The sequence below is a fragment of the Hymenobacter defluvii genome, assembly GCF_017589435.1.
Classification (GTDB): Bacteria; Bacteroidota; Bacteroidia; order Cytophagales; family Hymenobacteraceae; genus Hymenobacter; species Hymenobacter profundi.
In genome coordinates this window covers 20,987-43,524 of the sequence record NZ_JAGETX010000019.1, presented here as the reverse complement: position 1 = coordinate 43,524, position 22,538 = coordinate 20,987, and the positions used below count along the sequence as shown (strand labels likewise).

Genomic DNA, 22,538 nt, shown 5'->3' with positions numbered 1-22,538 from the left:
AGTAATGATACGGCAGCGGGGGCGTAGAGGCAACTATGCGGGCGGGTTTCCGCGCCTGCATAGTTGCCGCGGCCCGATTTTAGATAATCATTCTCTGGCTATTGCCTTTATGCTCTATCGCTAAGCTACAACTCTATGCCCGGCCTCAAGCCCGCTCCTACCCCACGCAAACGTGCTGCCTGGCTGCCTACACTCGTGCGGCGCTACTTTGGCTTTTCGCGCCGCGAAACCTCTGGCTTTCTGGTCCTGCTATTGCTCCTGCTGGCATGGTTGTTTGTGCCGATGCTGCTGCGGCCCGCCCTACCCCACTACAACCCAGCGGCCGACCAACGCCAACTCGATCAACTGACCACTGAGCTGGCCGCCCGGCGCCAGCCCGAAGCCGCCCGCTACGCCCGCCGCGCCTACCCCAGCCGCTACCCCGTAGTGCCCCAGGTGGCGCTGGCTCCCTTCGATCCTAATGCCCTGACGGCCCGCGACTGGGAAGCCCGCGGCCTGCGCCACTTTCTAGCCGAGCGCCTGGTGCATTTTCGCGACGTAATAGGCGGCTTCAAAGCCAAAGAGCAAATCCAGCGCACCTACGGCCTGCCCGATTCGGTGTACCAGCGGTTGGCGCCCTACATGCAGCTACCCGAAACGCTGCCCGCCCGCGGTGCCTACGCCAACCGGGAAAAAGCCTTCGACCGGAAATTTTCGGAGCGGGCGCCCTACCCTGCCAGCAAGTTTCCGCGCAAGCCTACCCACCTGGCGGCCTTCGATCTGAACACGGCCGATACCACCCAGCTCATGCAGATTCGCGGCATCGGGCGGGGATTGTCGGCGCGAGTGGTGGAGTACCGGGCGCGGCTGGGTGGCTTTGTGCGGGCCGGGCAGTTGGCCGAAATCTATAGCCTGCGCGACGCGCCCGACCTGGTAGATAGCCTGCGCAAATACACCTTCGTGACGGGCAGCTTCGCCCCTACCCCCATCGACATCAACAATGCCCCCTTTGAGCTGCTACAGGCGCACCCCTACGTGGGCAAGCGCCTGGCGCGGGTAGTAGTGGCTTACCGCCAGCAGCACGGCCCCTTCCGCCAGGCCACCGACCTGCGCCAGATTCGCATTTTGGACGAGGCCACGTATGAGAAGCTCTTGCCTTACCTGCGTCTCTAGGTGCAATGGGAGCATCTGCGCTGGCACGGTCTACGTATGCGGGGCAACTATTCTGCCTTTCTGTACCTCACCACGCCATGCGCGACCTTCCTCGCAACGCTTTATTTTCCCTAGGGCTATCCTGTATACTACTAAGCGGGTGCGGTGAAACATCAACTCGCGGCGAGTTTGTGGATGTGAGCCGGCGCTATACCGTGGAGCAGGTAGGGCGGCTGCCGAAAAGCAAAGTGATGGAAAACTCGGGGCTGGCGCCGGCCAACAAGGTAGGCGACCTGTGGACCCACAGCGACGGCGGCAACAGCTCCCGCCTCTACCAGATTACCCGCCAGGGCGACTTGCTGAAAACCCTGGACCTGGCCCCGCTCACCAACATCGACTGGGAAGACCTGGCCCACGACGATGAGCAGCGCCTCTACCTCGGCGACTTCGGCAACAACCAGAACAAGCGCCGCAACCTGGCTATCTACCGGCTCAGCGGCCCTACTTTTCGGCAAGTCGATACCATCCGGTTTGCCTACTCCGATCAGCGGGCGTTTCCGCCCAAGAAAAGCCAGCGCAACTTCGATTGCGAAGCCTTTTATTACTCGCAGGATAGCCTCTACCTATTCACCAAGAACCGCAGCCCTGAGGACCTGTGGGTGAAGCAGTACGTGCTGCCTGCTAGCCCCGGCACCTACGTGGCCCGGCTGGCCGATAGCCTATTGCTCGATACGTGGATTACGGCCGCCGACCTCAGCCCCAATGGCCGCACGGTGGCCCTGCTGGGGCAAGGTCGGGTGTTTCTGTTTCAGCGAGAGCACGGCAAACGATTGTTCGACGGTGCCAAGCAAATGCTGCGCCTACCCATTGACAACCAGGTGGAAGCTCTGTCGTTTCTCAACAATCATGATTTTATCATCAGCAGCGAGAAAGGCCGGCTCTACCAAGTAACGCAGCGGTAGCACCTGCCCCGGTTGGCTGTTTTGCGCCTGTTGCCGTAAGAAACAGGTATGCGCTGTCAAAGCATCTGTCATCCTGAGCATGTGGCGCATCAAGCCAGTGCCAAAGGACCTTCTCACGCCAGAACGACTGACGTACCAACGGCTCGTTCGACTGGCATAAGGTCCTTTGGCACTAGCTTGATGCGCCACATGCTCAGGATGACATGCGTATTCCGTCTGACATCCATCAGCTTCACAAACTCGCAACTCATAATTCCTATATCATGGCATCTACCATTCTGGTTACCGGCGCTACGGGCACCATTGGCACTGAACTGGTAAAAGCACTGGCCAACCGTGGCGTCACGGTTCGGGCGGGCGTACACTCAATTATTAAAGGTGACCGGCTGAAGCACCTCAACCCCGATGTGCAGCTAGTGGAAATAGACTACCACAAGCCCGAAACGCTGGCCGTGGCCCTGACCGGGGCCGAGCGGGTGTTCCTGCTTCCCCCGCCTACCTCCGACCAAGTGGAACTGGCCCGACTCTTCATAGACGCGGCCCAAAAAGCCGGCGTGCGGCAGCTGGTGCAGCTTTCGGCCGCCGGCGCTGGCCGCGACGCGCAAATCGAAATTGACCGCCGCCACCACGAGATAGAGCAACTAGTAGCCGCTAGCGGCCTGACGTACGCCACACTGCGCCCCGAGGGCTTCATGCAAAACTTTGTGGAGCAGCACTGCGCTACCATCCGCGACGAGGGCAAGTTCTATATGCCCTTGGCCGAAGCACAAGTAGCCTACATTGATGTGCGCGACATTGCCGCCGCCGCCGCTACCCTACTCACCTCCGACCCCGCTACCCATGCCGGCCGAGCGTACCACCTCACTGGTCCGGCGGCTCTCACTGGCCAGCAGGTAGCCGAGGCGCTCAGCCAGGGCACCGGTCGGGAAGTAACTTATGTGCCGGTTTCGGATGAAGATGCGCGCACGGCCATGCAGGAGCTGCCCGCCGAGCGGGTAGAGGAATTGCTGGCGCTATATGCTGACTACCGCGCCGGCCACGCCGCCACCGTTACCGATGAGGTAGCCTCCCTTGCCGGCCATGCGCCCCATACTATTCAGCAGTTTGCTAATGATTACAAGGCCCTGTTTCAGCCGGAAGACTAGTTGGTTTTAAATAGGAGTGTCAAGGCGCGTGTCATCCTGAGTAGCGCGAAGGACCTTATCACGTGCGAACAACAGACGTTGCAACGACTTGCTCTACTGTGACAAGGTCCTTCGCGCTGCTCAGGATGACACGCGCCTTGACAACTCGCAACCGGAAACTTTTCAGCTGAGCGGTTACTTTTACTGTTCTTTTCCATCCCATCCGCTTATGTCCGCTACTGCCGAGCATCCTGCTATTCTGTCCCAATTGCGCGTTGAAACCCGGCCGTACCATGATGCGCTGGAGCAAAACACGTTCAATCAGGAGCTGACGGCAGGAACGGTTTCGCAGGCGGCTACGGCGCATTTTCTACGCCGGATGTATGGTTTTTTGCAGCCCTACGAAACCCAGCTGCGGGCACATGCCGCCGCATTTGGGCCAGAATGGCAGCTAGACCAGCGCTACCGTGCCCACCTGATTCTGGAGGATTTGACGCAGACCGATGACGCGTCGGTGCCGGCGCTTTGCCCTACCTTGCCACCGCTGCATACCCGTGCGCAATTGCTGGGCGCTATGTATGTGCTGGAAGGCTCTACCCTGGGCGGACAAGTGATTCGGCGGCAATTGGCCAAGGCCGACATTCCGCTGCAAGCCTATTTTACAGGCTACGCAGAGCGCACAGGGCCAATGTGGAAAAGTTTTTGTCAGCTGCTGACGGCAGCGGCTACCGCCGAGGAGCAGACAGAAATTGTGCCGTCGGCCGTGCTTACCTTTCAACACTTACACGCGTGGATCAGTCAACCGTAAGCTCTACCAGCGAACTTTTGTCGGACATGCCGACTACCCTCACCAACTGTGACCGGGAGCCGATTCATATTCCAGGGTCGGTGCAGCCGTATGGATTTCTGCTGTGCCTGGATGAGCAGACGCAGCACGTGGTGCAGGCCAGCGCAAACACGCAGTCTCTGCTCGGCATTCCAGCTGAGGAGTTGCTAGGTGCGGGCCTGGAGCGGCTGCTCCCCCCCGCGCAGCTAGCAGAGCTAGATGCCCTGTGGCCTACCCTCACGGAAACGCCCAAACTGCTAGGCGTGCAACTACACCACACGTCCGAGCAACCCTTCTACAAGCTCATCGTGCACCGCTACGATGGTCTGCTGTGGGCCGAGTTCGAGCCGGTTGATTCCAACAGCCCCGGCGTAGTGGATTTAACTACCCTGAACACGGCCCTGGGCCAGATGCTGAGTGCCACCACCGTGCTCGACTTCTGCCAGCACGCCGTGGAGCAGGTGCGCAGCATCACGGGGTTCGACCGGGTAGCTATGTACCGCTTTGCAGCCGACGAGAGCGGTGAAGTAGTAGCCGAAGCCATCCGCCCCGACCTAGACCCGTGGCTGGGCCTGCACTACCCCGCTACCGATATTCCGCAGCAGGCGCGGGCCATGTACCTCAAAAATTGGCTGCGCTTCATTCCGGATGCTTCTTACCGGCCGGCACTGCTGGTGCCGGTGCGCAACCCCACCACGGGCCGCCCCCCCGATATGACGCACGCCGTGCTGCGTAGCGTGTCGCCCATCCACCTAGAGTATCTGCATAACATGGGCTCGGCGGCCACCATGACCATTTCCGTCATTCGGGAGGGAAGGCTGTGGGGCATGATTACCTGCCACCACCTTACACCGCATTTGGTGAGCTACGAGCTGCGGGAGCTATGCCTGTTTATCGGCAAAACCTTTTCGGCCATACTTCCTACCAAAGAAAAGCAGGACCAGCAGGCCTATCAGCTGCATCTTCAGAAAACCCAGGCGCGGCTGTTTGAGCAGATGAACAGTTCGGCCGATTTCATAACCGGCTTATATCAGCACACAGCCACGCTGCTGGATGTATTTGCGTGTGGTGGCGCTGCTATTTGCTTTGAGGGCGAGATTGTTACGTTGGGCTCCACTCCTACCCCCAACCAGATACAGGATGTAGTAGCGTGGCTACGACAGCATGCGCCGGAAGATGTTTTCCATACCGATTCCTACGCCCAGCTCAATCCCGACGGGGTAGCTATTCGGAGCACGGCCAGTGGCATTCTGGCCATCACGCTGGCCCAGGCGGCCAACGACTATATCCTGTGGTTTCGGCCCGAGCAACTCCAGACCGTTACGTGGGCTGGCCGCACGCAGAAGGTGGAAACCAAGGCCGACGGTCAGATTTTTCTGTCGCCGCGGCAGTCGTTTGAGGCTTGGAAGCAAACGGTAGAAAACACGGCCGCCGCCTGGTTGCCGTTGGAAATAGAAGCAGCCCAGGAACTGCGCCTGCACATTGCCGATATCCGTCTCAAGATTTTCAACGAGCTGCAAGCCCGCGCTATCAGCCTCAACCGCCTCAATGCCGAGCTGGAACGCAGCAACGACGAGCTGGACTCCTTCGCCTACGTGGCCTCGCACGATCTGAAAGAGCCCTTGCGCGGCATTCACAACTATTCCATTTTTCTACTCGAAGACTACGCCGACCGCCTCGATGCGGAAGGCGTAAGCAAGCTCCAAACGCTGGTGCGGCTCAGCCAGCGCATGGAGGCACTTATTGAGTCGTTGCTGCAAATTTCGCGGGTAGGCCGCCTGGACCTCGTACCCATCCCGACGGATATGAACGAGCTGGTAGGCGGCGTGCTGGAGCTACTGGCTCCTCGCCTGGAACAAACCCACACCACCGTTACGGTAGCTGGCCCGCTCCCTACCATCCTGGCTGACCCAATCCGTTTGGGCGAGGTATTCAATAACTTGATTACCAATGCTATGCGCTATAGCAACGACCCGGAGAAATACGTTACCATCGGGGTAGCCGCGGCCAATGCCTCCTCTGTAGCAGATTTTCCGTCACCGGAGCAGTTTGATGTGTTTTACGTGCGCGACCAAGGCATTGGCATCGACCCAAAGCACCACGAAAATATCTTCAAGATTTTCAAGCGGTTGCACTCGCAGGACAAATATGGCGGCGGCACGGGTGCCGGCCTCGCCATCGCCAAAAAAATGATTGAAAAACATGGTGGCAAATTGTGGGTTGAATCCGTACTTGGACAAGGTGCCACCTTTTATTTCTCTCTTCCCAAAGCTCTATGATAGTTCCCTTCACCCAACCCATCCTGGTGGTGGAAGATAGTCTGGAAGATTTTACGGCGCTGGGACGGGCCTTTCGCAAACATGCCCTCCCCAACCAACTGCTGCGCTGCGAAGACGGCGACCAGGCGCTGGAGTACTTGCAGGGCTACGGCAAGCACCCCGATTGGCCTGCCCATCTGCCGGCTTTCATCTTGCTTGATCTGAACATGCCCGGCACCGATGGCCGGGATGTGCTCGATGTACTCAAGCATGACCCCCGGTTGCTGTCTATTCCGGTGATTGTATTCACCACTTCCGCCAACCGTCGCGACGTGGAGGAGTGCTACCGCCTGGGTGCCAATAGCTACCTCACCAAGCCGATTGAGTACACCGTGCTCGAAGAAAAAGTTGAATTAATTATCCAATATTGGCTACAGTCGTCGCAGTTGCCGCTTTCTATTTAAGCTTCTACCCTTGAAAAAGATTTTACTCATTGATGACAATGAGCAGGACCGGATGCTCTACAAACGCTACCTCGACAAACAGGCTGGGCAGGAGCGTATGACCATTTATGAGGCCGATTCGGGGGAAACAGGCGTGGAGCTATTTGAAACTCACCGCCCCGATTGCGTTCTGCTGGATTATAACTTATTGGATACCGATGGGCTGGAAGTGCTGGCCGAGTTGAAGCAGCGCACGCCGCTTAATACGCTGTGCGTGGTGATGATTACGGGCGGCGGCAGCGAAACCCTGGCCGTGCGCGCCCTCAGCAGTGGCGCCCTCGACTACTTGGTAAAGCAGCAATTCGACCCCGAGTTGCTGTATAAAACAGTTATCCACGCCATTGAGAAAAACGAGTGGCGCCAGTACCAGGCCCAGTATCACGGCCAGTTGCAGGCCGTCAACCAGGACCTGCGCGATTCACTAGCCGAGCTCACGGCCGCCCGCCAGCAGGTAGACGACACCAACGCCCAACTGCTGGCTGCCAACGAGGAGGTGCGCCTGCGCAACCAAGAACTGGCTACCGCCAACCAACAACTGGCCCGCACCAACGCCGACCTCGACAACTTTGTATACGCGGCCTCGCACGATTTGCGGCAGCCCGTGAATAACCTGCGTGGCCTGTTCGACGAGCTACGCCGCGCCGCCACCTTCCACGACCCCGAGGAAGGCGTTCTGCTCCGCCTGATTGACGAATCGTTGCAGAACCTCACCTCTACTATTACCGATCTGGCGGCGGCTGTGCAGGTGGAGCGCCTACCCGGCACGCACGTACAAGAGGAGTTGGATTTGCCTTCGCTCATGGCCGATGTGCTGCAAACCCTGCGCCCGCAGCTGCTAGCCGAACAGGCCACGGTTTCCACTGATTTCGACGCCCTACCCTCGTTGCAGTACGTGCGCAGCAATCTGCGCACCATCTTGCTCAACCTGCTGGCTAATGCGCTCAAGTACCACCACCCCGACCGGCGGCCTATCATTCACCTGCGCACCCAGGTGCTCCACGATGCCTCCGTACTCGAAGTGCGGGACAACGGCCTGGGCATCGACCTGAAGCGCCACGGCGCCGAGTTGTTTCAGCTGTTCCGCCGCTTCCACCCCGATGCGGGCGAAGGCACCGGACTTGGCTTGTTCTTGGTAAACCGCTTGGTGCAGTCGCATGGAGGGCATATTGAGGTGGAAAGCGAAGTAGGGCAAGGCACTACCTTCCGCATCTACCTGCAAAAGCATGAGCATCCTGAATAAGAAGTGTAGGGCTTTCCTATTATCCTACCCTCCTAGCAACAAAAAGGCCTCCCCATTGTGGGGAGGCCTTTTTTAGTGGTGTTCAAATGAGGCGCGCTTAGTTGCGGTTTTCATCATCGTTGTCCCGGCCACGGTTGCGGCGGGGAGCCGAGCCGTAGTCCGAATCGTTGCGCTGGTTGCGGTATTGGTCGCGGCGCTGCTCCCCGTAGTTCTGCTGGTTGCGGTCCTCGGAGCGGTAGTCGCCACGGTCGGGCGAACCCTGCCAGCTGCCGTTCTGGTTGCGGTTCGCGGAGCCGTACTCATCGTTGTAGGAACCGCCCTGCGAGCCATAGCCGCTGTTGCTGTTGCCGCCATAGCTGTTGCGGCCGTTGCCGTAGCCGCCCCGGTCGCGCTCATCCGAGCGGTTGTAGTCGTTGCGGTAGCTGTCGTTGCGCGAGTTGCCGCCGTATTGCTCATCGTTTTGGCGGCCGCCACGCTGCTGGTCGCCGTAGTTATTCGAGCGGCCATAGCCGTTGCCGTAGTTATTACGGTCGGGGCCTTGCTGCGAGCCTTGGTTGTCGTAGCCGCCGCGCGACGAGCGGTAATCTTCATCCTGGTTGCGGTACTCGTTGCCATAGCTGCTGCGGTTGGCATCGTAGCCCCGGTTTTCGCCGTAGTTGCTGCCGCCCATCGAAGAGTTGCCGTAGTCGTTGCTATAGCCGCCGCGACCCTGACGAGAACCGTTGTCGTTCTGGAAGCCGCCTTGGTGGTTGTTGTCGTTGCGATAGTTGCCTTGCTGATTGGATGAATTGTTCATCCAGCCTTGCGAGTTGCCACGGTAGTCATCGTTGCCGCGCTGGTTGTTGCGGTTATTGTCGTCGTTATAGCGATTCTGATTACCGCGATTCTGATTATCGTACGAATCACGACGTTGATTTTCGTTGTTCATAGCATTAGAATTTTGGGTGGAAGAATACGACCGGTTATAAGCTCCCTGGTAGCTACGGTCGTAGTCACTGCCGTAGTGCGGGGCATTGCGTCGGTCGCGGTTGTGGTCGTCTTGGGGATGGTAGCCGCCGGAGCCGTAGTTGCCACCATAGCGCCGGTCTTGTTCATCGTTGTAGTAGTTGCCGCGGGTTTGGGGCTCGCGGTACTGGTTTCCATAGCCACCATTTGTACCGCCGTAGCCCTGGCTGCCAAACTCGCCGCGGCCGGCGCCGCTGTCTTCATTCTCGCGGCGCTCATGGTCGCGGTACATATCGGTGGTACTGTTGCTGGCATCGTCCACATTGCTGTTGCCAGCTACATTGGTTAATGCCTGCTTGCTGCTGTCCGATTTCTTGTCTTTGTCTTTGCCGCTGGCTTGTGCCATGGTAGGCTGCTTCTTGTCTTTGTCCGTCGAAGACTTAGCGTTGTTCTTCGACGATGAAGCCTTCATATCGGCCGGATTAGCTTCCTTATTTTGCTGGTTGCCTTTCTCGCCCGTTACAGCGCCTTTGCCTACGCTCATTTCCGAGTTAGCCAGCGACTGGCTAGACACGGCATTCTTCTCTTTATCGTCGCCGGATTTCATGCCGGGAGTTTCTGGCTGATTGGGATTGTTCGCCAATGTCTGGCTGGCGTCGGCACCCATCTTGGCATCCTGCCCCGTTTTGTTGGTCAGGGAAGTATCGTTCGACGAATTATTATCCTGGTTGTTCTGGTTTTTCTCTTTCGTTTCCATGGTGTGGGGGTGGGTTTGGTGAGAAAATAGGTGGGTGGATGTTTATTTTTATACGCGCCGGTTTCTCTCTGAGTTAAGCTTAGGCCTAGAAAAATCTTGGCTTATCCTCTTCACGAACAGCAAATTCCAGTGTTGTAGCCTACCTCGCTACAGCCAAGCTGCGTCATATTCCGGCCACGATTTCGTCTGCTTCTGGTGCAGCAGCGAATACAGAAATACCCGTAGATTTACCCTCGATTCGCTAACTCAACCATTACCATTGCATCCCATGAAAACGGGTACCGTAAAATTCTTCAACGAAGCCAAAGGCTACGGCTTCATCGTGCAGGATGATACCAACCAGGAAATTTTTGTACACCAAACCGGTCTGATTCACGAAATCCAAGAGAACGACCGAGTTTCTTTCGATGTCATCGACGGCAAGAAAGGCCTGAACGCCGTGAAGGTAGAGCGCATCTAAGCGGCTCACTTTTTGGCTGAGTGCCAACAAAAAGCGCCCCGGCTCACGTGAGCCGGGGCGCTTTTCATTTATGCAGGGTAGGTAGTTAGAAGCGTACTACTGAGCGGTAGGACTTTTTACTACGCGCACGCCTACCGCCATAATATCGGGTAGCTGATCCTGGCGCATATACTGCTCCAGCATCACTTTGTAAGTACCCGGCCGGTGAAACTGCTGCCGGGGCAGCGCCAGAAACTGGTGGTCGAAGATGTCGCCGGCGCCGCTACCCAGTGGCTCGCCGGTTTGCGGGTCCATTAGAATCATCTGGTGCAGGAGCCGCGAAATCTGCTTGCCGTCGGGGCCTATCAGTGTGTGCCGCACATACAGGTTGTAGTAGCCGTACGACGACGTGTTGCGCACATTGAAGTACACATCATACCGTTGCGTAGTATCCTCAATCTGAAACTCGAACGTGGGCTTTTCCTGTACCGCCCACGTGCGGTCATCAAAATCGAGGTTTTTCTCAAACACCTGATCGGGGTTACAGGCTGCCAGTAAGGTTACCAGCACTAGCCCCAATAGCAACGATGGAAAACGAAAATAACGATGCATACAAGAATTAGGAAGCCGCAGGAGGGGTAGGAGGTGTGGGCGCATCGCCGCCGCCTGTGCGGCCGGGCCGGTCGCCGCGCCGACGGTTGCGGTCGTCGCGGTGGCGGGGGTTGCCGTTGGGGCGAGCGGAGGCTTCGCCGCCGTCGGGCGAGGCTGCACGGGGCGGGCGCCGGTCGTTGTTGGAGCGGGGCGGACGTTCCTCGCGAGGGGCACCACCTTCTGGGGTAGGGCGCCCTTCGAGGCTCTGAGGCCGTTCTGCTTTGTCGCCTTTTTCGCCGCGGCCACGGTTGTTGCGGCGGTTCAGCGGCTTGGCAGCCGCGCCACGCGGCCGGCGGCTTTCTTCCGATGCTCCGGCTGCCTCGCCAGCTGAGGGGGTAGGCGCCTCAGTATCGGGTGCGGCCAGCCGGGGTGGCCGGTCGCCGCCACGGGTGCGCTCAGAGCGTTCTGGTCGCTCCGTTCGTTCGGGCCGTTCAGGACGCTCTGCTCTTTCTGGACGCTCTGAGGTAGCCGACCGGGGCGGACGCGCCGGACGGGCTGTGTTTTCCACTTCGCCGGGGCCGCCTTTGCGCTTGCGCTTGCCGCGTTTGGAGGCGGCAATCTTATCGTCGAGGCGGTCGAGGCTACCCTCTACGATGGCCGAGAGGTCGGGCGCTTTGTCTTCCTCGCGCACGGGCGGCAGCAGGTTTTCGGGCTTTTCGCCGCGCTTGTTCATCTCCTGCACTTCGCGCACACGCTCAACAGGCAGCATTACCCAGTTGTTGTCGCCGCGGAAGGCAAACCACATGCGCTTCTTGAAGATGTCGGTCTTCTGCAAAAACGCGTCGCCGCGCTCGGTTTGCAACGGGCGCTGCACCTGCGGAATATCCTTCAGGGCATCGAGGTAGGTGTCTAATTCGTAGTTCAGGCAGCACTTCAGGCGCCCGCACTGACCCGAGAGCTTGGCTGGGTTCAGGCTGAGGTTCTGGTAGCGGGCCGCAGTAGTGCTCACACTCTTGAAGTCGGTGAGCCAGGTGGAGCAGCACAGCTCCCGCCCGCACGAACCGATGCCGCCCAGGCGGCCGGCCTCGTGGCGCAGCGAAATCTGGCGCATCTCCACCCGCACCCGAAACTCGTCGGCCAGACGCTTGATCAGGTCACGGAAATCCACCCGGTCGTCGGCCGAGTAGAAGAAGGTGGCGCGGGTGCGGTCGGCCTGGTACTCCACGTCGGAGAGCTTCATTTTCAGGCGCAGTTCTTCTACCACCGAGCGGGCTCGGAACATGGTACCGGTTTCCAGGTCGCGCACGGCTTCCCAGCGCTCCACGTCGTCGGGCGAGGCAATGCGCAGGATGTTGCGAATCTCCTTGCTGTCGGTGGGTACCTTTTTCTTCTTCATTTGCAGGCGCACCAGCTCGCCCTTCAGCGACACGTGGCCCAGGTGCCAGCCATTGCCGGCCGCTTCTATCACCACGGCATCACCTGTGGTGAGCGGGAGGTAGGAAGCGTTGCGGTAGAAGTCTTTACGACCACCTTTGAAACGGATTTCGACAATGTCGAACCCTTTAAAATCACTGGGCAGGTCTACGTCCTGGAGCCAGTCGAATACGTTTAGTCGGTTGCAGCCGCCAGAACTACAGCTCCCTTTGGAGCCACAGCCCCCAACGGACGTAGTAGAGCAGCCGCCCCCGGAGGAACAGGAAGTGCAAGCCACGGCTAATAATCTATCTATGATGAGGCGGCCTAAAGCCGCACGAAATCGGGTTTCAACAAAGATACAGAATTAGAGGGTACGGGGGTAAGCCGTCTATTTTGGGGTGAACTACGCCGAAAAGTAATCTTGTAACCAGCAGCCTGCCCTACCCCGTACGCACGGCAACTGTGCACAACTGCCTATACTTGCAGCATCAACCTACACTACTCTTTCTCGCACCATGAGCCAACTCACCATCCGTAGCCTCGCCGAACTCCTGCAACACGAAGGGCAGGAGCTGGGCATTTCGGACTACTTCACCATCACCCAGGAGCAGATCAACCAGTTTGCCGCTGCTACCCTCGACCACCAGTGGATTCACGTGGATGCCGAGCGAGCCAAAACGGAGTCGCCGTTTGGGGCACCCATCGCGCACGGCTACCTTACCGTCTCGCTCCTACCCTACTTCTGGAACCAGATTATCGCCATTGAAAACCTGAAGCTCCAGGTGAACTACGAAATAGAGCAGCTGCGCTTCAACCAGCCCGTACTCGTGGATAGCCAAGTGCGTTTGTATGCCAAATTACTATCCGTGAAAGATTTGCGCGGCGTCGCCAAAGCCCGCATTGAGGTAAAGATGGAAATCAAAGGCCAGAAGAAACCCGCGTACAACGGCGTGATTACGTTTTTGTATCATTTCATGTAGCCATCCTTTTTCGTGTCATCCTGAGCGTAGCGAAGGACCTTATCACGTGAGAACGATAGACGTAACAACGACTCGTTCATGCGTGATAAGGTCCTTCGCTACGCTCAGGATGACACGAAAAAGGATGGCTACCCTTCCACCAACGCCGCGCACTGCTGCGCTATTTCCAGCTCCTCGTTGGTGGGCACCACCAACACCTTCACCCGCGACTCAGGCAGATTGATTTCGCGCAGGCCGGGCGCCCGGGTTTGGTTCTTGACTTCGTCGAGCTGAACGCCGAAGAACTCTAGATGCTGGCAAGCCAGTTGGCGCACCAGTGCGTCGTTTTCGCCTACCCCGGCCGTGAACACCAGCGCATCGAGGCCGTTAAGCACAGCGGCGTAGGCACCAATGTATTTGCGGATGCGGTAGGTGTAGAGGTCGTAGGCCAGTTGGGCGCGGGCGTCGCCTTGGTTGAGGGCCGCCGTGATGTCGCGCATGTCGCTGAAGCCGGTGAGGCCCAGCATGCCACTTTCCTTGTTCAGCAAATTGCTGACTTGCGCGGGCGTGTAGTGCAGTTCCTGCAACAGATGGAACACCACCGAGGGGTCGAGGTCGCCGGAGCGGGTGCCCATCACCAAGCCCGCCAACGGCCCAAAGCCCATGCTGGTATCCAACGACTTATTGCCCCGCACGGCGGCCATGCTGCACCCGTTGCCCAGGTGAATGGTGATGAGGCGGGCATCGGGCTTGCCCAAGTAGGCAGTGGCTTGCTCGGCCACGTATTTGTGGCTGGTGCCGTGGAAGCCGTACACCCGGATGCGCTGCTCAGTGTATAAGGCTTCGGGTAGGGCGTAGCGGAAAGCGTATTCGGGTAGGGTTTGGTGAAAAGCCGTATCGAACACCGCCACTTGCCGGGCCTGCGGGAAGATGCGCTCGGCCACCTCAATACCCAGCAGATTGGCGGGGTTGTGCAGGGGCGCCAGCGCAAACAGCCGCCGAATTTCCGCCTTCACTTCTTCATCAATAAACGTGGTAGCAGCAAAGCTTTCCCCGCCGTGTACCACGCGGTGGCCTACTACCCCAATTTCAGCCGGGTCGCGGAGCACGCCGGCGGTAGGGTCCGTCAGCAAGCGCACTACTTCGCGCAGGCCGGCCTCGTGGTCGGGTAGGGCTAGTGTGAGCTGCTGGGTGGTGGAGTCGTTGGCTTCGTTGAACACCTTGTGGGTGATGGTGGCATTGTCGGCCCCGATGCGCTCTACCAGCCCGCTGCACACCGGCTGCTCGGTAGGCCAGCGAAACAGTTGATACTTGATGGAGCTGCTGCCGCAGTTGATAACGAAGATGTTCATGGGTGGTAAAATCACTCTTAAAGTGTATCTGTCGCTGTGCAACGCTAATCTAATAACGACGACTACGTTGCAATCTTTAACTTGCTAACTATTGAATAGAAGTACTACTATTCACCTTGAATTTCAATCAGCACTATTTCTTCCAGCTTGAGAGAACAGACCAATGAAACTAGCGCTCGGTTATTTAACATCTAGTATTTCTATAATATTTATTTCTTGGATTATTGGACTTATTATCAGTGCCTTTATAAAAGAAACGTATTTTTATAAAAACAAATTATCAAATCTAAATTTTATCAGAGATGAAGACACAAACAGAAATATTGGACTCTACATTATCAAGTGGATTATAAAGAACACATTTTTTAAATTTTTTAATCAAAAGCTAAAGCTTAACGGAAGAATTACTGCTTCAGAACTAAAGATTTTACGTTACGAAATGACCAAATCTGAAATAGATCATTTGATTGCCTTCGTATTCGTTTTACCTTTTGTCCTTTTTAAAATATTCAATCAGCAATACTTATTTGCTACAATCCTCATGATTGTAAATACGCTCATGAACTTATACCCTTCTCTGTTACAACAGCAAAACAAAAGAAGAATTGATAAATCAAGGCTACTATCTTTAAAGCAACAAAATACTTACTCCTGATAATAGTAATACATTTATTTAACTATCATATTGCCGATTCTTTCTTATCCTTACCAGGCACTACCTTCTTCACTACCCCTACTATCTTTTCAATAATAAACCCAACAGCCAACCCGAAAATACCGCATGCCAGTACCTTCGCCAGCCAAGCTATTGCTGGTATGTTGGCTAGAGAATGTTCTAGCTCGTGCAGCAAATGGGCGGTGAACGGAATGCCGTGGGCAATAATTTCGGCGCCTACCCACAGCATGGCAGCCGTACCCACGTACCCCAGGATGAGTAGAAACTTCGGCATAAACTTTACCATGCCGCGCCCGATGCTTTGGACAGTAGGACTGTAGTCGCCTTTGGCAAAGTGCACGCCTATGTCATCCATTTTCACGATGAGGCCCACGAAGCCGTATACCCCTACCGTAATAAATACGGCTACGGCCAGCATCACCAGAATCTGGTTTGTGATGGGCTGGCCGGTTACCTGGCTGTAGGCAATGGCCATAATTTCGGCAGACAGAATAATATCGGTGCGTACGGCGCTGGCTACCCGCTGCTTTTCCAGCTCCTCGGGCGTAATAACTTTTACGTCTTCGCTTTCAGGATCTGCCTCGTGGCTTTTGCTGAACATGGAATGCACCTTTTCGTATCCTTCGAAGCACAGATACGCGCCGCCTACCATTAGAATGGGCGTAATGGCCCACGGAGCAAAATAGCCGAGTAGCAAAGCCGCTGGGCTTAAAATCAGCAGCTTGTTAATCAGTGACTTCTTGGCAATCTGAAAGATAATAGACAGCTCGCGGGATGGGTCGAGCCCTACCACATACTTGGGCGTAACGGCCGTATCGTCAATCACGATGCCGGATACTTTGCCGGTTGTCTTGGCTATCTGGGTAGGCACATCATCCAAACTGGCTGCACTGGCCTTCACCAAGGCCGATATATCATCTAGTAAGGCAAAAAATCCGGAGGGCATACAGTGTTGATGGAGGGGTGTAGGTATGTTTTGAGAACGGCGGTAGTATTCTCAATTAAATTTTCTAGAACGTCATGCTGAGCGTAGCCGAAGCATGACGTTCGTTTGCTTTGTGCTTGCACAAGCAGCAGCAAGTTACAGGGAACGGCAGCATTACAGCTATTCCTTTCTGCGCGAGGCCTGCATCAGCCCTTACCCCTGCTGCGCCTGAATAGCCGTAATAATTACGGTATTCAGAATATCATCTACGGTGCAGCCGCGGCTGAGGTCGTTTACGGGTTTGTTGAGGCCCTGCAACACGGGACCGATGGCCAGGGCACCAGTTTCGCGCTGCACGGCTTTGTAGGTGTTGTTGCCGGTGTTGAGGTCGGGGAAGATGAGCACGCTGGCCTGGCCAGCCACCTCGGAGCCGGGCAGCTTCTGGCGGCCCACCAACGGGTCTACGGCGGCGTCGTATTGGATGGGGCCTTCCACTTTCAGGTCGGGGCGTTTTTCGCGGACCAATTGGGTGGCCTTGCGCACTTTGTCTACATCGGCGCCCTCGCCGGATGTGCCCGAGGAGTAGGACAGCATGGCTACCCGCGGCTCGATACCGAAGGCCTTGCTGCTGTCGGCGGAGGCCATGGCAATTTCAGCCAGCTGCTCGGCGGTGGGGTTGGGGTTCACGGCACAGTCGCCGAATACGGCCACGCGGTCGGGTAAGCACATAAAGAACACCGACGACACCACCGACATGCCTGGTTTGGTCTTGATGAACTGCAAGGCCGGCCGAATAGTGTGCTGGGTGGTGTGCACCGCCCCCGACACCATGCCGTCGGCGTGGCCTTTGTACACCATCATCGAGCCGAAGTAGGACACATCGCGGAGCAGGTCGCGGGCCATATCCTGGTTCACGCCCTTGGCCTTGCGTAGCTCGTAGAAGGTCTCCACGTACTCGGGGTAGTGCGGCGACTGCACCGGGTCCACAATCTGAAGGTGGCCCAGCGGTAGGTTCAGGCCCAGGCGCTTCACGGAAGCCGCTACCTCGTCGGGGTTGCCCAAGATGGTAAGGTCTACCACCTCCTGGCGCAGCAGGTGGGCGGCAGCCCGTAGGATACGGTCGTCGTTGCCTTCGGGTAGCACAATGTGCTTGCGCTGGCGCTTGGCCCATTGCAACAAGCGGTACTGAAACATGTGCGGCGTGATGCCCTCGGAGCGGAAGCTCACCATCTTTTCCTCCAGCGCCTCCCTATTCACGTAGCGCTCGAAGGTGTTGATAGCCAACCGAATCTTGCGGGTGTTATCGGGCGTGATGCGCGACTTGATGGCCGCCACGCGCGTGCTAGTTTCGAAGGTACCCGTGGAAACGGCTATAATCGGCACTACCGTTTGCAAACCCTCAATCAGCCGCAACACGGGCGCTTCCGGCTCCGAGCCGGCCGTGAGCACAATACCCGCCACCCGCGGGTAGCTGGCCGATAGGTTGGCCTGCAACGCACAGATAATAATGTCGCCCCGGTCGCCGGGCGTCACAATCAGCACGTTGGGCTTGAGAAAGTTCAGGAAGTTGGGCACTTGCATAGCGCCCGTCACGAAGTTGTCGACTTGGTTGGTCAGCGACTCTTCCCCGAACAGCAGCTTGGCGCCCAGCCCTTCGTAAATCTCGCGCATGGTGGGCTGCGACAACTCTTTCTCAGCCGGTATCACAGCCAAGATTAGTTCGGCGGGCAGTTGGGTTTCCAGCAGTTGGCGCACGTCGTCGAGTTGCTGGGGCGCTACCTTGTTCACGACCACCATCAGCACCTGCACCTCGTTGGTTTCGAAGCTGCGGAGGGTAGTGAGCACGGTATTGATGATCTGGGCGGTCGGTTTATCGTCGCCCGAAAGCACTAAAATAACCGGGGCGCCCAGGTTCTTGGCAATCTGAGCATTGTAGCCAAATTCGAAAGCCGTGCCCGGTCCCACAAAGTCGCTACCCTCCACCACCGTGAAATCGTAATTCTCTTCTATCTGCTTGAATTTGTGAATAATGGTATCGATAATTTCGCCTTGGCCGTTGGTTTCAATCAGCCGCAATACCTCCGGGCGGGTATAGGCATAGGTGTCTTCATAGGCAATGGGCAGCTTGAAATGTTGCAGCACCGTTTGGAGGCGCACGTCCTTCTTCTCCCGTGGGCTTGCATCAATAATGGGCTTGAAGTAGCCCACTTTCTGTGCTTTGCTGAGTAGCATATTCACTAAGCCCAAGGCTATCAGGGATTTGCCGCTATACGGTTCGGCCGTGGCAATGAAGACAGTTTTGGTCATGAACAAGACAGCATGAAAGTGTGAGCAGGAAAGGGTAGTGCCAGATAAGACTGCACCGATCAGGTAGCGCCCGAAGGTATGGCAGCCTCTCTTACGCAACCGACCAAGTCAAGGGTACGGCGTGGTAGCGGCTTAGATGTGTTAGGACTGAAGCGCCAGGCTATGAAGCACCTTTGTGCAGCAGTGTTACTTCAAACGCTGTTTGTCAACTTCAACATATGCCATAGCCCGTAGACCCCGACCTAACCCACTAGAACACCAAAAAGCCCTACCCAGCATTGCACTGGGTAGGGCTTATAGGCTAGAAAAACAGTGTACTCAAACTACCGCACCCGACCGCGGCTACCGCCGCCTTGCCCAAACGAGCGGCCACCCTCGTTTTGCTCGCTACGGCCGGCTGGCAGCTCCTGCATCTGCTGGCGCTGGGGCGCTGCCTGCTGGCGTTGCGGCACTTGCTCTGTCCGCTGCCACTGACCTTGGCTTTCGCGCTGCCGGACGGGCTGACGCTCCGGCTGCATACCACTGCTTTGCCCTACCCGACCACGGCCACCGTAGCCGCTCCACGCGGAGCGCTCAGGGCTACCAGTAGCGGCCTCCCCAAAACGCTCCTGACGCTCTGCCCGTTGCGCGGGGTAGGCGCGGCCAGCATCGGCCAGGGTACGCGGCTGGTTGTAGCTGCTTCTGTCCCGCGAGTCCCGCGTGGCGCCGTACTCGGGGCGGTTGTCGGAGCCGGCACTCACTACCCTACCTCGTTCACGGCTGCGGTAGTCGCCGCGGTTGTCTGCGCCATTGTCAAAGCGACGCTCCACGTTGCGCGGTGCATCGGCGCGGCCGGCGCGAACATCGGGTCGGTAAAAGCCGAGAGAGTTTTGCTGCATCGCCACGCGGCCTGGGCGGTTCACGTTGCTCACGTTGTAGACGTTCACGCGGTTGCGGGTCACGGCCTCCAGCTCGCTCCGGCGCGGGCCGGTCACATACGTGCGGTTGTTCTGCACGTAGGTGTTGTTGATGATGGTAGTATTGTTGATGATGGTGACGTTGCGGGCGGGCCGCACATAGTAGTCGTGCCAGCGCGGGCTCACCACGTACTGCTGCGGTACAAACACCCAGGCCGTATTAGGCACCACATAACGCGGCCCGAAAGACACGTTGATGTTTACGCTGGGTCCCAGCGGTGCCCAGCCGTAGTAGCCGCCGCCGCTGCGCCAGCTCACCCAGGCTGGTCCCCATTCGGTGCCGGGCAGCCAGCTCCAGCCGTAGTAATCGGAATAGCGCCAGCGGCCGTAATGGAAGGGCGCCCAGCCCCAATCGTAATTCGACACCCAGGTGTTGCCGTATTCCGTCATGGCCCAGTAGCCGTTAGTGCTATAGGGTTGGAAGTCGGGGCCGACGTTGGGCAGCCACACATAACCATAATCGGGGTCTTGCACCCAGCGGCCGTAGGGACTCAGCTCGTCGTAGAAGGTTTGGTACGTGACGCTGACGCTGGGCTGCGCCGCAGCCAGCCGAGGAGTCAGCGCACTCAGCACCAACCCCAGCGCCCAAACCAGACCGCTTCTTTTTAGTAAGGTTATCATGGAAATAAGAAGTTAAAGCGTGAGAGCAGCTTGGCTGGGGGCAGGCCGTACGTCCTGTCTCCTACCCTAGTAAGCGCTTATTTCTTAGACAACTCAAATCCTGTACCGTTTAATTGCTATTCCACTTACTTCGGAGCGCCCGCTAGTGTATACACCCGAATTTCTTTTGGCAGCAGCACGTAAGCGTATTGTTCGCTCACCAATACCTGCTGCACATCGGTCGTTGGCAAGGGTAGGGTGCGGTCTGTGAAGTTGTAGAGGTGGAAGAAGTGTAGGGCGTTGTCGGCCACGTAATACAGTTCATCTCCCAGAAATCCTACATAGCTTAATCCTGTGAAGGGCAGTTTTTTGCGGTAGTTGCCCAGGTTATCAAACACCAAAATGCCCCCTACCCTATCCACCAGATATACGTTGTTCTGATACTGCCGCAGGAAACGAAAATCCGGCTTGCTCCTACCCACCAGCAGGTCCATGGGTGTAGTGATGGTAGGCCGCTGCTGGCTGAGGTCGAACTGCTTTAGGGCTATGTTGCTCTCATCGAACAGCCACAGGCGCTCATCGGGCGCGATGGTGGCGACGCGGATAGTGCCATCCAAAAAATCGGCGGTGCGCACCTGCGTGAGCGGGGCCAGAAACCGGTCGAGCAGCAGCAGTTGCTGGCGGTCGTCGTAGAAGGCCAGAATCTTGGTGGTATTCCAGGCTTCAAGTTGGGCAATGTGCCCTGGCAGGGCCGGCGAGTAGGTGTTTAGGGCCTGACCTTCAGCGCCCAGCTGCACAATATTGTTCTGCCGGTCTACCACGTAGAGCGTGCCGCGCCTGTCGAGAGAGGCCACGCCGGTGGTGGCCAGTTTGATGGTACGCACCAGCGCCCAGCCCTCGGCCGCCGAGGCAACGGGGGTAGGCGCAACCGTGGTGGTAGGCACCGGCACCGGCTTGCTGGGCGGCGCCACCGACCCAGCCGCGGGCACGGTGGTTTGCCCTACCCCTAGCAGCGGCAGCACCAGGACAATAGCCAGTAAAAGGCAGCTAATCAGCTTGTTCGAAGTATCGCAAAGCCAGGATTTCGCCATCATATACCGCGTAGGAGCAATAATTGACCCACTCACCAAGATTAATATAGCGGCTGCCGGGGGCTACTTCTACGTCGAGCGGCAGATGGCGGTGGCCGAAAATATAATACTCGTGGTGGTGCTGGTGCTCCAGCTCCCGGCAGTATTGCAGCAGCCACTCCTCGTCGCCCTGGTACACCTCTTCTACCTTGGTATTCTGAATGCGGCTCCGACGGCTCCAGCCATTGGCAATACCGATACCCAGATTGGGGTGGACACGCGCAAACAGCCACTGCGATATGGGCGAAGCAAACACGCGCTTCAGCACCTTATACACGTAATCCTTCGGCCCAAGCCCGTCGCCGTGGCCCATATAAAACTCGTGACCACCAATGCGCTGGCTCACCGGGTGGCGGTGAATGGGAATACCCAACTCCTCCGTAAAATAATCGAACATCCACATGTCGTGGTTGCCGGTGAAGAAGATGATAGGGATGCCTGCATCCGTCAGCTCGGCCAGCTTGCCCTGCAACCGGATAAACCCACGCGGAATGGCATGGCGATACTCAAACCAGAAGTCGAAGATGTCGCCCAGCAGGTAGATGGCGGCGGCATCGGGAGCTACCTTATCCAGCCAACGCACAATCTTGCGTTCCCGCGCCAGAGAGCTGGCTACGGTAGGCGTGCCCAAGTGAAAATCGGAAGCAAAGTACACCCGGCGGCCGGGAGGTAGGGCCAGATCAGGCAGGCGAGGTGGCGTCATCCAGTAAGAACAGCACGAGGCTGCGCGGGCCGTGGGCACCGAGCACCAGCGTTTTTTCAATATCGGCCGTGCGGCTGGGGCCGGTAGTTAGGGAAATCATGGAAGGTAGCTTGTCGCCGTGCTGCTCGCGCACCCGCGCCAGGCCGTCGCCAATATCGGCTACCACCTGCGAAGTGCGGGCCAGCACCAAGTGCTGATCGGGATAGATGCTGAGGCGGCGGCCGCTGGCCGTGGCGGCACTCACTAGAATGCTACCCGTGCGGGCTACCAGCGCCTCGCAAGTGGTCAGGCCCGCATCGGCGTTGCTGATAAAGTCGGTTTCGTCGCCCGTGAAGACGATTCCACCTTGGTGCAGCAACTTTTTCAGCTCCGGCTCCCACACGAACAGGTTATTCAGCTCTTTCTCCTTTTTATAGATAAAAAGCTGATCGAAGAAATGCTCCTCCGACTCGCAGTAGTAAAACTCGCCCCCTATGCGCCGGAAGCTCTCCACGAAGGCAATATCCAGCTCCTCAGCGGGTACCCGCGGGTGCAACGGCATCCCAAAATCGGGCGCGGGCGGCTGTGGGGCCGGCTTTTGCACTGCCTCCCGAATGCGGCGCAACAGAATATCACGAGACGACTCAGCCATGCAACAAAGGTAAGGGCTTCTGTATAGTGTTCTGTCAGCGTGAAGCAATTTGTCTGTCATCCTGAGTAGCGCGAAGGACCTTATCCCCGTTGAACGAGTCGTTCGTA

20 protein-coding genes are annotated in these 22,538 nt (G+C 57.5%); 10 read left to right on the top strand and 10 right to left on the bottom strand.

The window, feature by feature from the left end:
• Window positions 1-135 precede the first annotated feature (135 nt).
• From J4D97_RS19730 to J4D97_RS19700, 7 genes are all read left to right on the top strand, one after another.
• Window positions 136-1,152, top strand: a complete 1,017-nt coding sequence (locus J4D97_RS19730) for a ComEA family DNA-binding protein (RefSeq protein WP_208309068.1) — start codon at window positions 136-138, stop codon at window positions 1,150-1,152.
• Between the two features lie 77 nt (window positions 1,153-1,229).
• A complete protein-coding gene (locus J4D97_RS19725) occupies window positions 1,230-2,093 on the top strand; it encodes a hypothetical protein (RefSeq protein WP_208309067.1) in 864 nt (287 codons plus the stop codon).
• A gap of 263 nt (window positions 2,094-2,356) precedes the next feature.
• Window positions 2,357-3,238: an SDR family oxidoreductase gene (locus J4D97_RS19720; RefSeq protein WP_208309066.1), complete on the top strand. Its 882-nt coding sequence runs from the start codon at window positions 2,357-2,359 to the stop codon at window positions 3,236-3,238.
• Between the two features lie 208 nt (window positions 3,239-3,446).
• The gene (locus tag J4D97_RS19715) at window positions 3,447-4,025 is read left to right on the top strand and encodes a biliverdin-producing heme oxygenase (RefSeq protein WP_208309065.1); all 579 of its coding nucleotides are present in this window, start codon (window positions 3,447-3,449) and stop codon (window positions 4,023-4,025) included.
• Window positions 4,007-6,322: an ATP-binding protein gene (locus tag J4D97_RS19710; RefSeq protein ID WP_208309064.1), complete on the top strand. Its 2,316-nt coding sequence runs from the start codon at window positions 4,007-4,009 to the stop codon at window positions 6,320-6,322. Before J4D97_RS19715 ends, J4D97_RS19710 begins: the two co-directional genes overlap by 19 nt.
• Window positions 6,319-6,765, top strand: a complete 447-nt coding sequence (locus tag J4D97_RS19705) for a response regulator (protein ID WP_185281198.1) — start codon at window positions 6,319-6,321, stop codon at window positions 6,763-6,765. The genes J4D97_RS19710 and J4D97_RS19705 overlap by 4 nt, the downstream gene beginning before the upstream one ends.
• Window positions 6,766-6,775: 10 nt before the next feature.
• On the top strand, window positions 6,776-8,044 hold the full coding sequence (locus tag J4D97_RS19700) for an ATP-binding response regulator (protein ID WP_208309063.1): 1,269 nt from the start codon (window positions 6,776-6,778) through the stop codon (window positions 8,042-8,044).
• A gap of 97 nt (window positions 8,045-8,141) precedes the next feature.
• Here the strand turns inward: J4D97_RS19700 and J4D97_RS19695 are convergent, their stop codons facing one another.
• Entirely contained in the window at window positions 8,142-9,746 is a 1,605-nt protein-coding gene (locus J4D97_RS19695) for a hypothetical protein (RefSeq protein WP_208309062.1), read from the bottom strand.
• Between the two features lie 268 nt (window positions 9,747-10,014).
• On the opposite strand from J4D97_RS19695, the gene J4D97_RS19690 reads away from it, so the two are divergent.
• On the top strand, window positions 10,015-10,206 hold the full coding sequence (locus tag J4D97_RS19690) for a cold-shock protein (protein ID WP_185281201.1): 192 nt from the start codon (window positions 10,015-10,017) through the stop codon (window positions 10,204-10,206).
• Between the two features lie 96 nt (window positions 10,207-10,302).
• Here the strand turns inward: J4D97_RS19690 and J4D97_RS19685 are convergent, their stop codons facing one another.
• The gene (locus J4D97_RS19685) at window positions 10,303-10,797 is read right to left on the bottom strand and encodes a gliding motility lipoprotein GldH (RefSeq protein ID WP_208309061.1); all 495 of its coding nucleotides are present in this window, start codon (window positions 10,795-10,797) and stop codon (window positions 10,303-10,305) included.
• A gap of 7 nt (window positions 10,798-10,804) precedes the next feature.
• A complete protein-coding gene (ricT, locus tag J4D97_RS19680) occupies window positions 10,805-12,487 on the bottom strand; it encodes a regulatory iron-sulfur-containing complex subunit RicT (RefSeq protein ID WP_208309060.1) in 1,683 nt (560 codons plus the stop codon).
• A gap of 220 nt (window positions 12,488-12,707) precedes the next feature.
• On the opposite strand from ricT, the gene J4D97_RS19675 reads away from it, so the two are divergent.
• Window positions 12,708-13,172 carry a MaoC family dehydratase gene (locus tag J4D97_RS19675; RefSeq protein ID WP_208309059.1) on the top strand — a complete coding sequence of 155 codons (465 nt, stop codon included), beginning with the start codon at window positions 12,708-12,710 and terminating at the stop codon, window positions 13,170-13,172.
• Window positions 13,173-13,300: 128 nt separating this feature from the next.
• Here the strand turns inward: J4D97_RS19675 and J4D97_RS19670 are convergent, their stop codons facing one another.
• Window positions 13,301-14,503 (bottom strand): acetate/propionate family kinase, encoded by a 1,203-nt coding sequence (locus J4D97_RS19670; RefSeq protein ID WP_208309058.1) that lies wholly within the window; start codon window positions 14,501-14,503, stop codon window positions 13,301-13,303.
• A 163-nt stretch (window positions 14,504-14,666) separates the two neighbouring features.
• Here J4D97_RS19670 and J4D97_RS19665 point away from each other — a divergent pair, with 163 nt between their 5' ends.
• A complete protein-coding gene (locus J4D97_RS19665) occupies window positions 14,667-15,158 on the top strand; it encodes a hypothetical protein (RefSeq protein WP_208309057.1) in 492 nt (163 codons plus the stop codon).
• Between the two features lie 25 nt (window positions 15,159-15,183).
• On the opposite strand, the gene J4D97_RS19660 is transcribed toward J4D97_RS19665, so the two are convergent.
• The 6 genes from J4D97_RS19660 to J4D97_RS19635 form a co-directional block, all read right to left on the bottom strand.
• The gene (locus J4D97_RS19660; protein WP_208309056.1) at window positions 15,184-16,125 is read right to left on the bottom strand and encodes a DUF808 domain-containing protein; all 942 of its coding nucleotides are present in this window, start codon (window positions 16,123-16,125) and stop codon (window positions 15,184-15,186) included.
• A 192-nt stretch (window positions 16,126-16,317) separates the two neighbouring features.
• On the bottom strand, window positions 16,318-18,411 hold the full coding sequence (pta, locus tag J4D97_RS19655) for a phosphate acetyltransferase (RefSeq protein WP_208309055.1): 2,094 nt from the start codon (window positions 18,409-18,411) through the stop codon (window positions 16,318-16,320).
• A gap of 323 nt (window positions 18,412-18,734) precedes the next feature.
• Window positions 18,735-19,988, bottom strand: a complete 1,254-nt coding sequence (locus J4D97_RS19650) for a DUF6600 domain-containing protein (protein WP_208309054.1) — start codon at window positions 19,986-19,988, stop codon at window positions 18,735-18,737.
• A 125-nt stretch (window positions 19,989-20,113) separates the two neighbouring features.
• Complete coding sequence (locus J4D97_RS19645) at window positions 20,114-21,061, bottom strand: hypothetical protein (protein ID WP_208309053.1); 948 nt, start codon at window positions 21,059-21,061, stop codon at window positions 20,114-20,116.
• Window positions 21,015-21,800 carry a UDP-2,3-diacylglucosamine diphosphatase gene (locus J4D97_RS19640; protein ID WP_208309052.1) on the bottom strand — a complete coding sequence of 262 codons (786 nt, stop codon included), beginning with the start codon at window positions 21,798-21,800 and terminating at the stop codon, window positions 21,015-21,017. Before J4D97_RS19640 ends, J4D97_RS19645 begins: the two co-directional genes overlap by 47 nt.
• The gene (locus J4D97_RS19635) at window positions 21,778-22,431 is read right to left on the bottom strand and encodes a LutC/YkgG family protein (protein ID WP_208309051.1); all 654 of its coding nucleotides are present in this window, start codon (window positions 22,429-22,431) and stop codon (window positions 21,778-21,780) included. The genes J4D97_RS19640 and J4D97_RS19635 overlap by 23 nt, the downstream gene beginning before the upstream one ends.
• Window positions 22,432-22,538: the final 107 nt, after the last annotated feature.

Excerpts from the sequence above, each read along its gene's own strand:
- J4D97_RS19730 (WP_208309068.1), top strand. The coding sequence starts at position 136 with ATGCCCGGCCTCAAGCCCGCTCCTACCCCACGCAAACGTGCTGCCTGG.
- J4D97_RS19725 (WP_208309067.1), top strand. The coding sequence starts at position 1,230 with ATGCGCGACCTTCCTCGCAACGCTTTATTTTCCCTAGGGCTATCCTGT.
- J4D97_RS19720 (WP_208309066.1), top strand. The coding sequence starts at position 2,357 with ATGGCATCTACCATTCTGGTTACCGGCGCTACGGGCACCATTGGCACT.
- J4D97_RS19715 (WP_208309065.1), top strand. The coding sequence starts at position 3,447 with ATGTCCGCTACTGCCGAGCATCCTGCTATTCTGTCCCAATTGCGCGTT.
- J4D97_RS19705 (WP_185281198.1), top strand. The coding sequence starts at position 6,319 with ATGATAGTTCCCTTCACCCAACCCATCCTGGTGGTGGAAGATAGTCTG.
- J4D97_RS19695 (WP_208309062.1), bottom strand. The coding sequence starts at position 9,746 with ATGGAAACGAAAGAGAAAAACCAGAACAACCAGGATAATAATTCGTCG.
- J4D97_RS19690 (WP_185281201.1), top strand. The coding sequence starts at position 10,015 with ATGAAAACGGGTACCGTAAAATTCTTCAACGAAGCCAAAGGCTACGGC.
- J4D97_RS19685 (WP_208309061.1), bottom strand. The coding sequence starts at position 10,797 with ATGCATCGTTATTTTCGTTTTCCATCGTTGCTATTGGGGCTAGTGCTG.
- J4D97_RS19675 (WP_208309059.1), top strand. The coding sequence starts at position 12,708 with ATGAGCCAACTCACCATCCGTAGCCTCGCCGAACTCCTGCAACACGAA.
- J4D97_RS19670 (WP_208309058.1), bottom strand. The coding sequence starts at position 14,503 with ATGAACATCTTCGTTATCAACTGCGGCAGCAGCTCCATCAAGTATCAA.
- J4D97_RS19665 (WP_208309057.1), top strand. The coding sequence starts at position 14,667 with ATGAAACTAGCGCTCGGTTATTTAACATCTAGTATTTCTATAATATTT.
- J4D97_RS19660 (WP_208309056.1), bottom strand. The coding sequence starts at position 16,125 with ATGCCCTCCGGATTTTTTGCCTTACTAGATGATATATCGGCCTTGGTG.
- pta (WP_208309055.1), bottom strand. The coding sequence starts at position 18,411 with ATGACCAAAACTGTCTTCATTGCCACGGCCGAACCGTATAGCGGCAAA.
- J4D97_RS19650 (WP_208309054.1), bottom strand. The coding sequence starts at position 19,988 with ATGATAACCTTACTAAAAAGAAGCGGTCTGGTTTGGGCGCTGGGGTTG.
- J4D97_RS19645 (WP_208309053.1), bottom strand. The coding sequence starts at position 21,061 with ATGATGGCGAAATCCTGGCTTTGCGATACTTCGAACAAGCTGATTAGC.
- J4D97_RS19640 (WP_208309052.1), bottom strand. The coding sequence starts at position 21,800 with ATGACGCCACCTCGCCTGCCTGATCTGGCCCTACCTCCCGGCCGCCGG.
- J4D97_RS19635 (WP_208309051.1), bottom strand. The coding sequence starts at position 22,431 with ATGGCTGAGTCGTCTCGTGATATTCTGTTGCGCCGCATTCGGGAGGCA.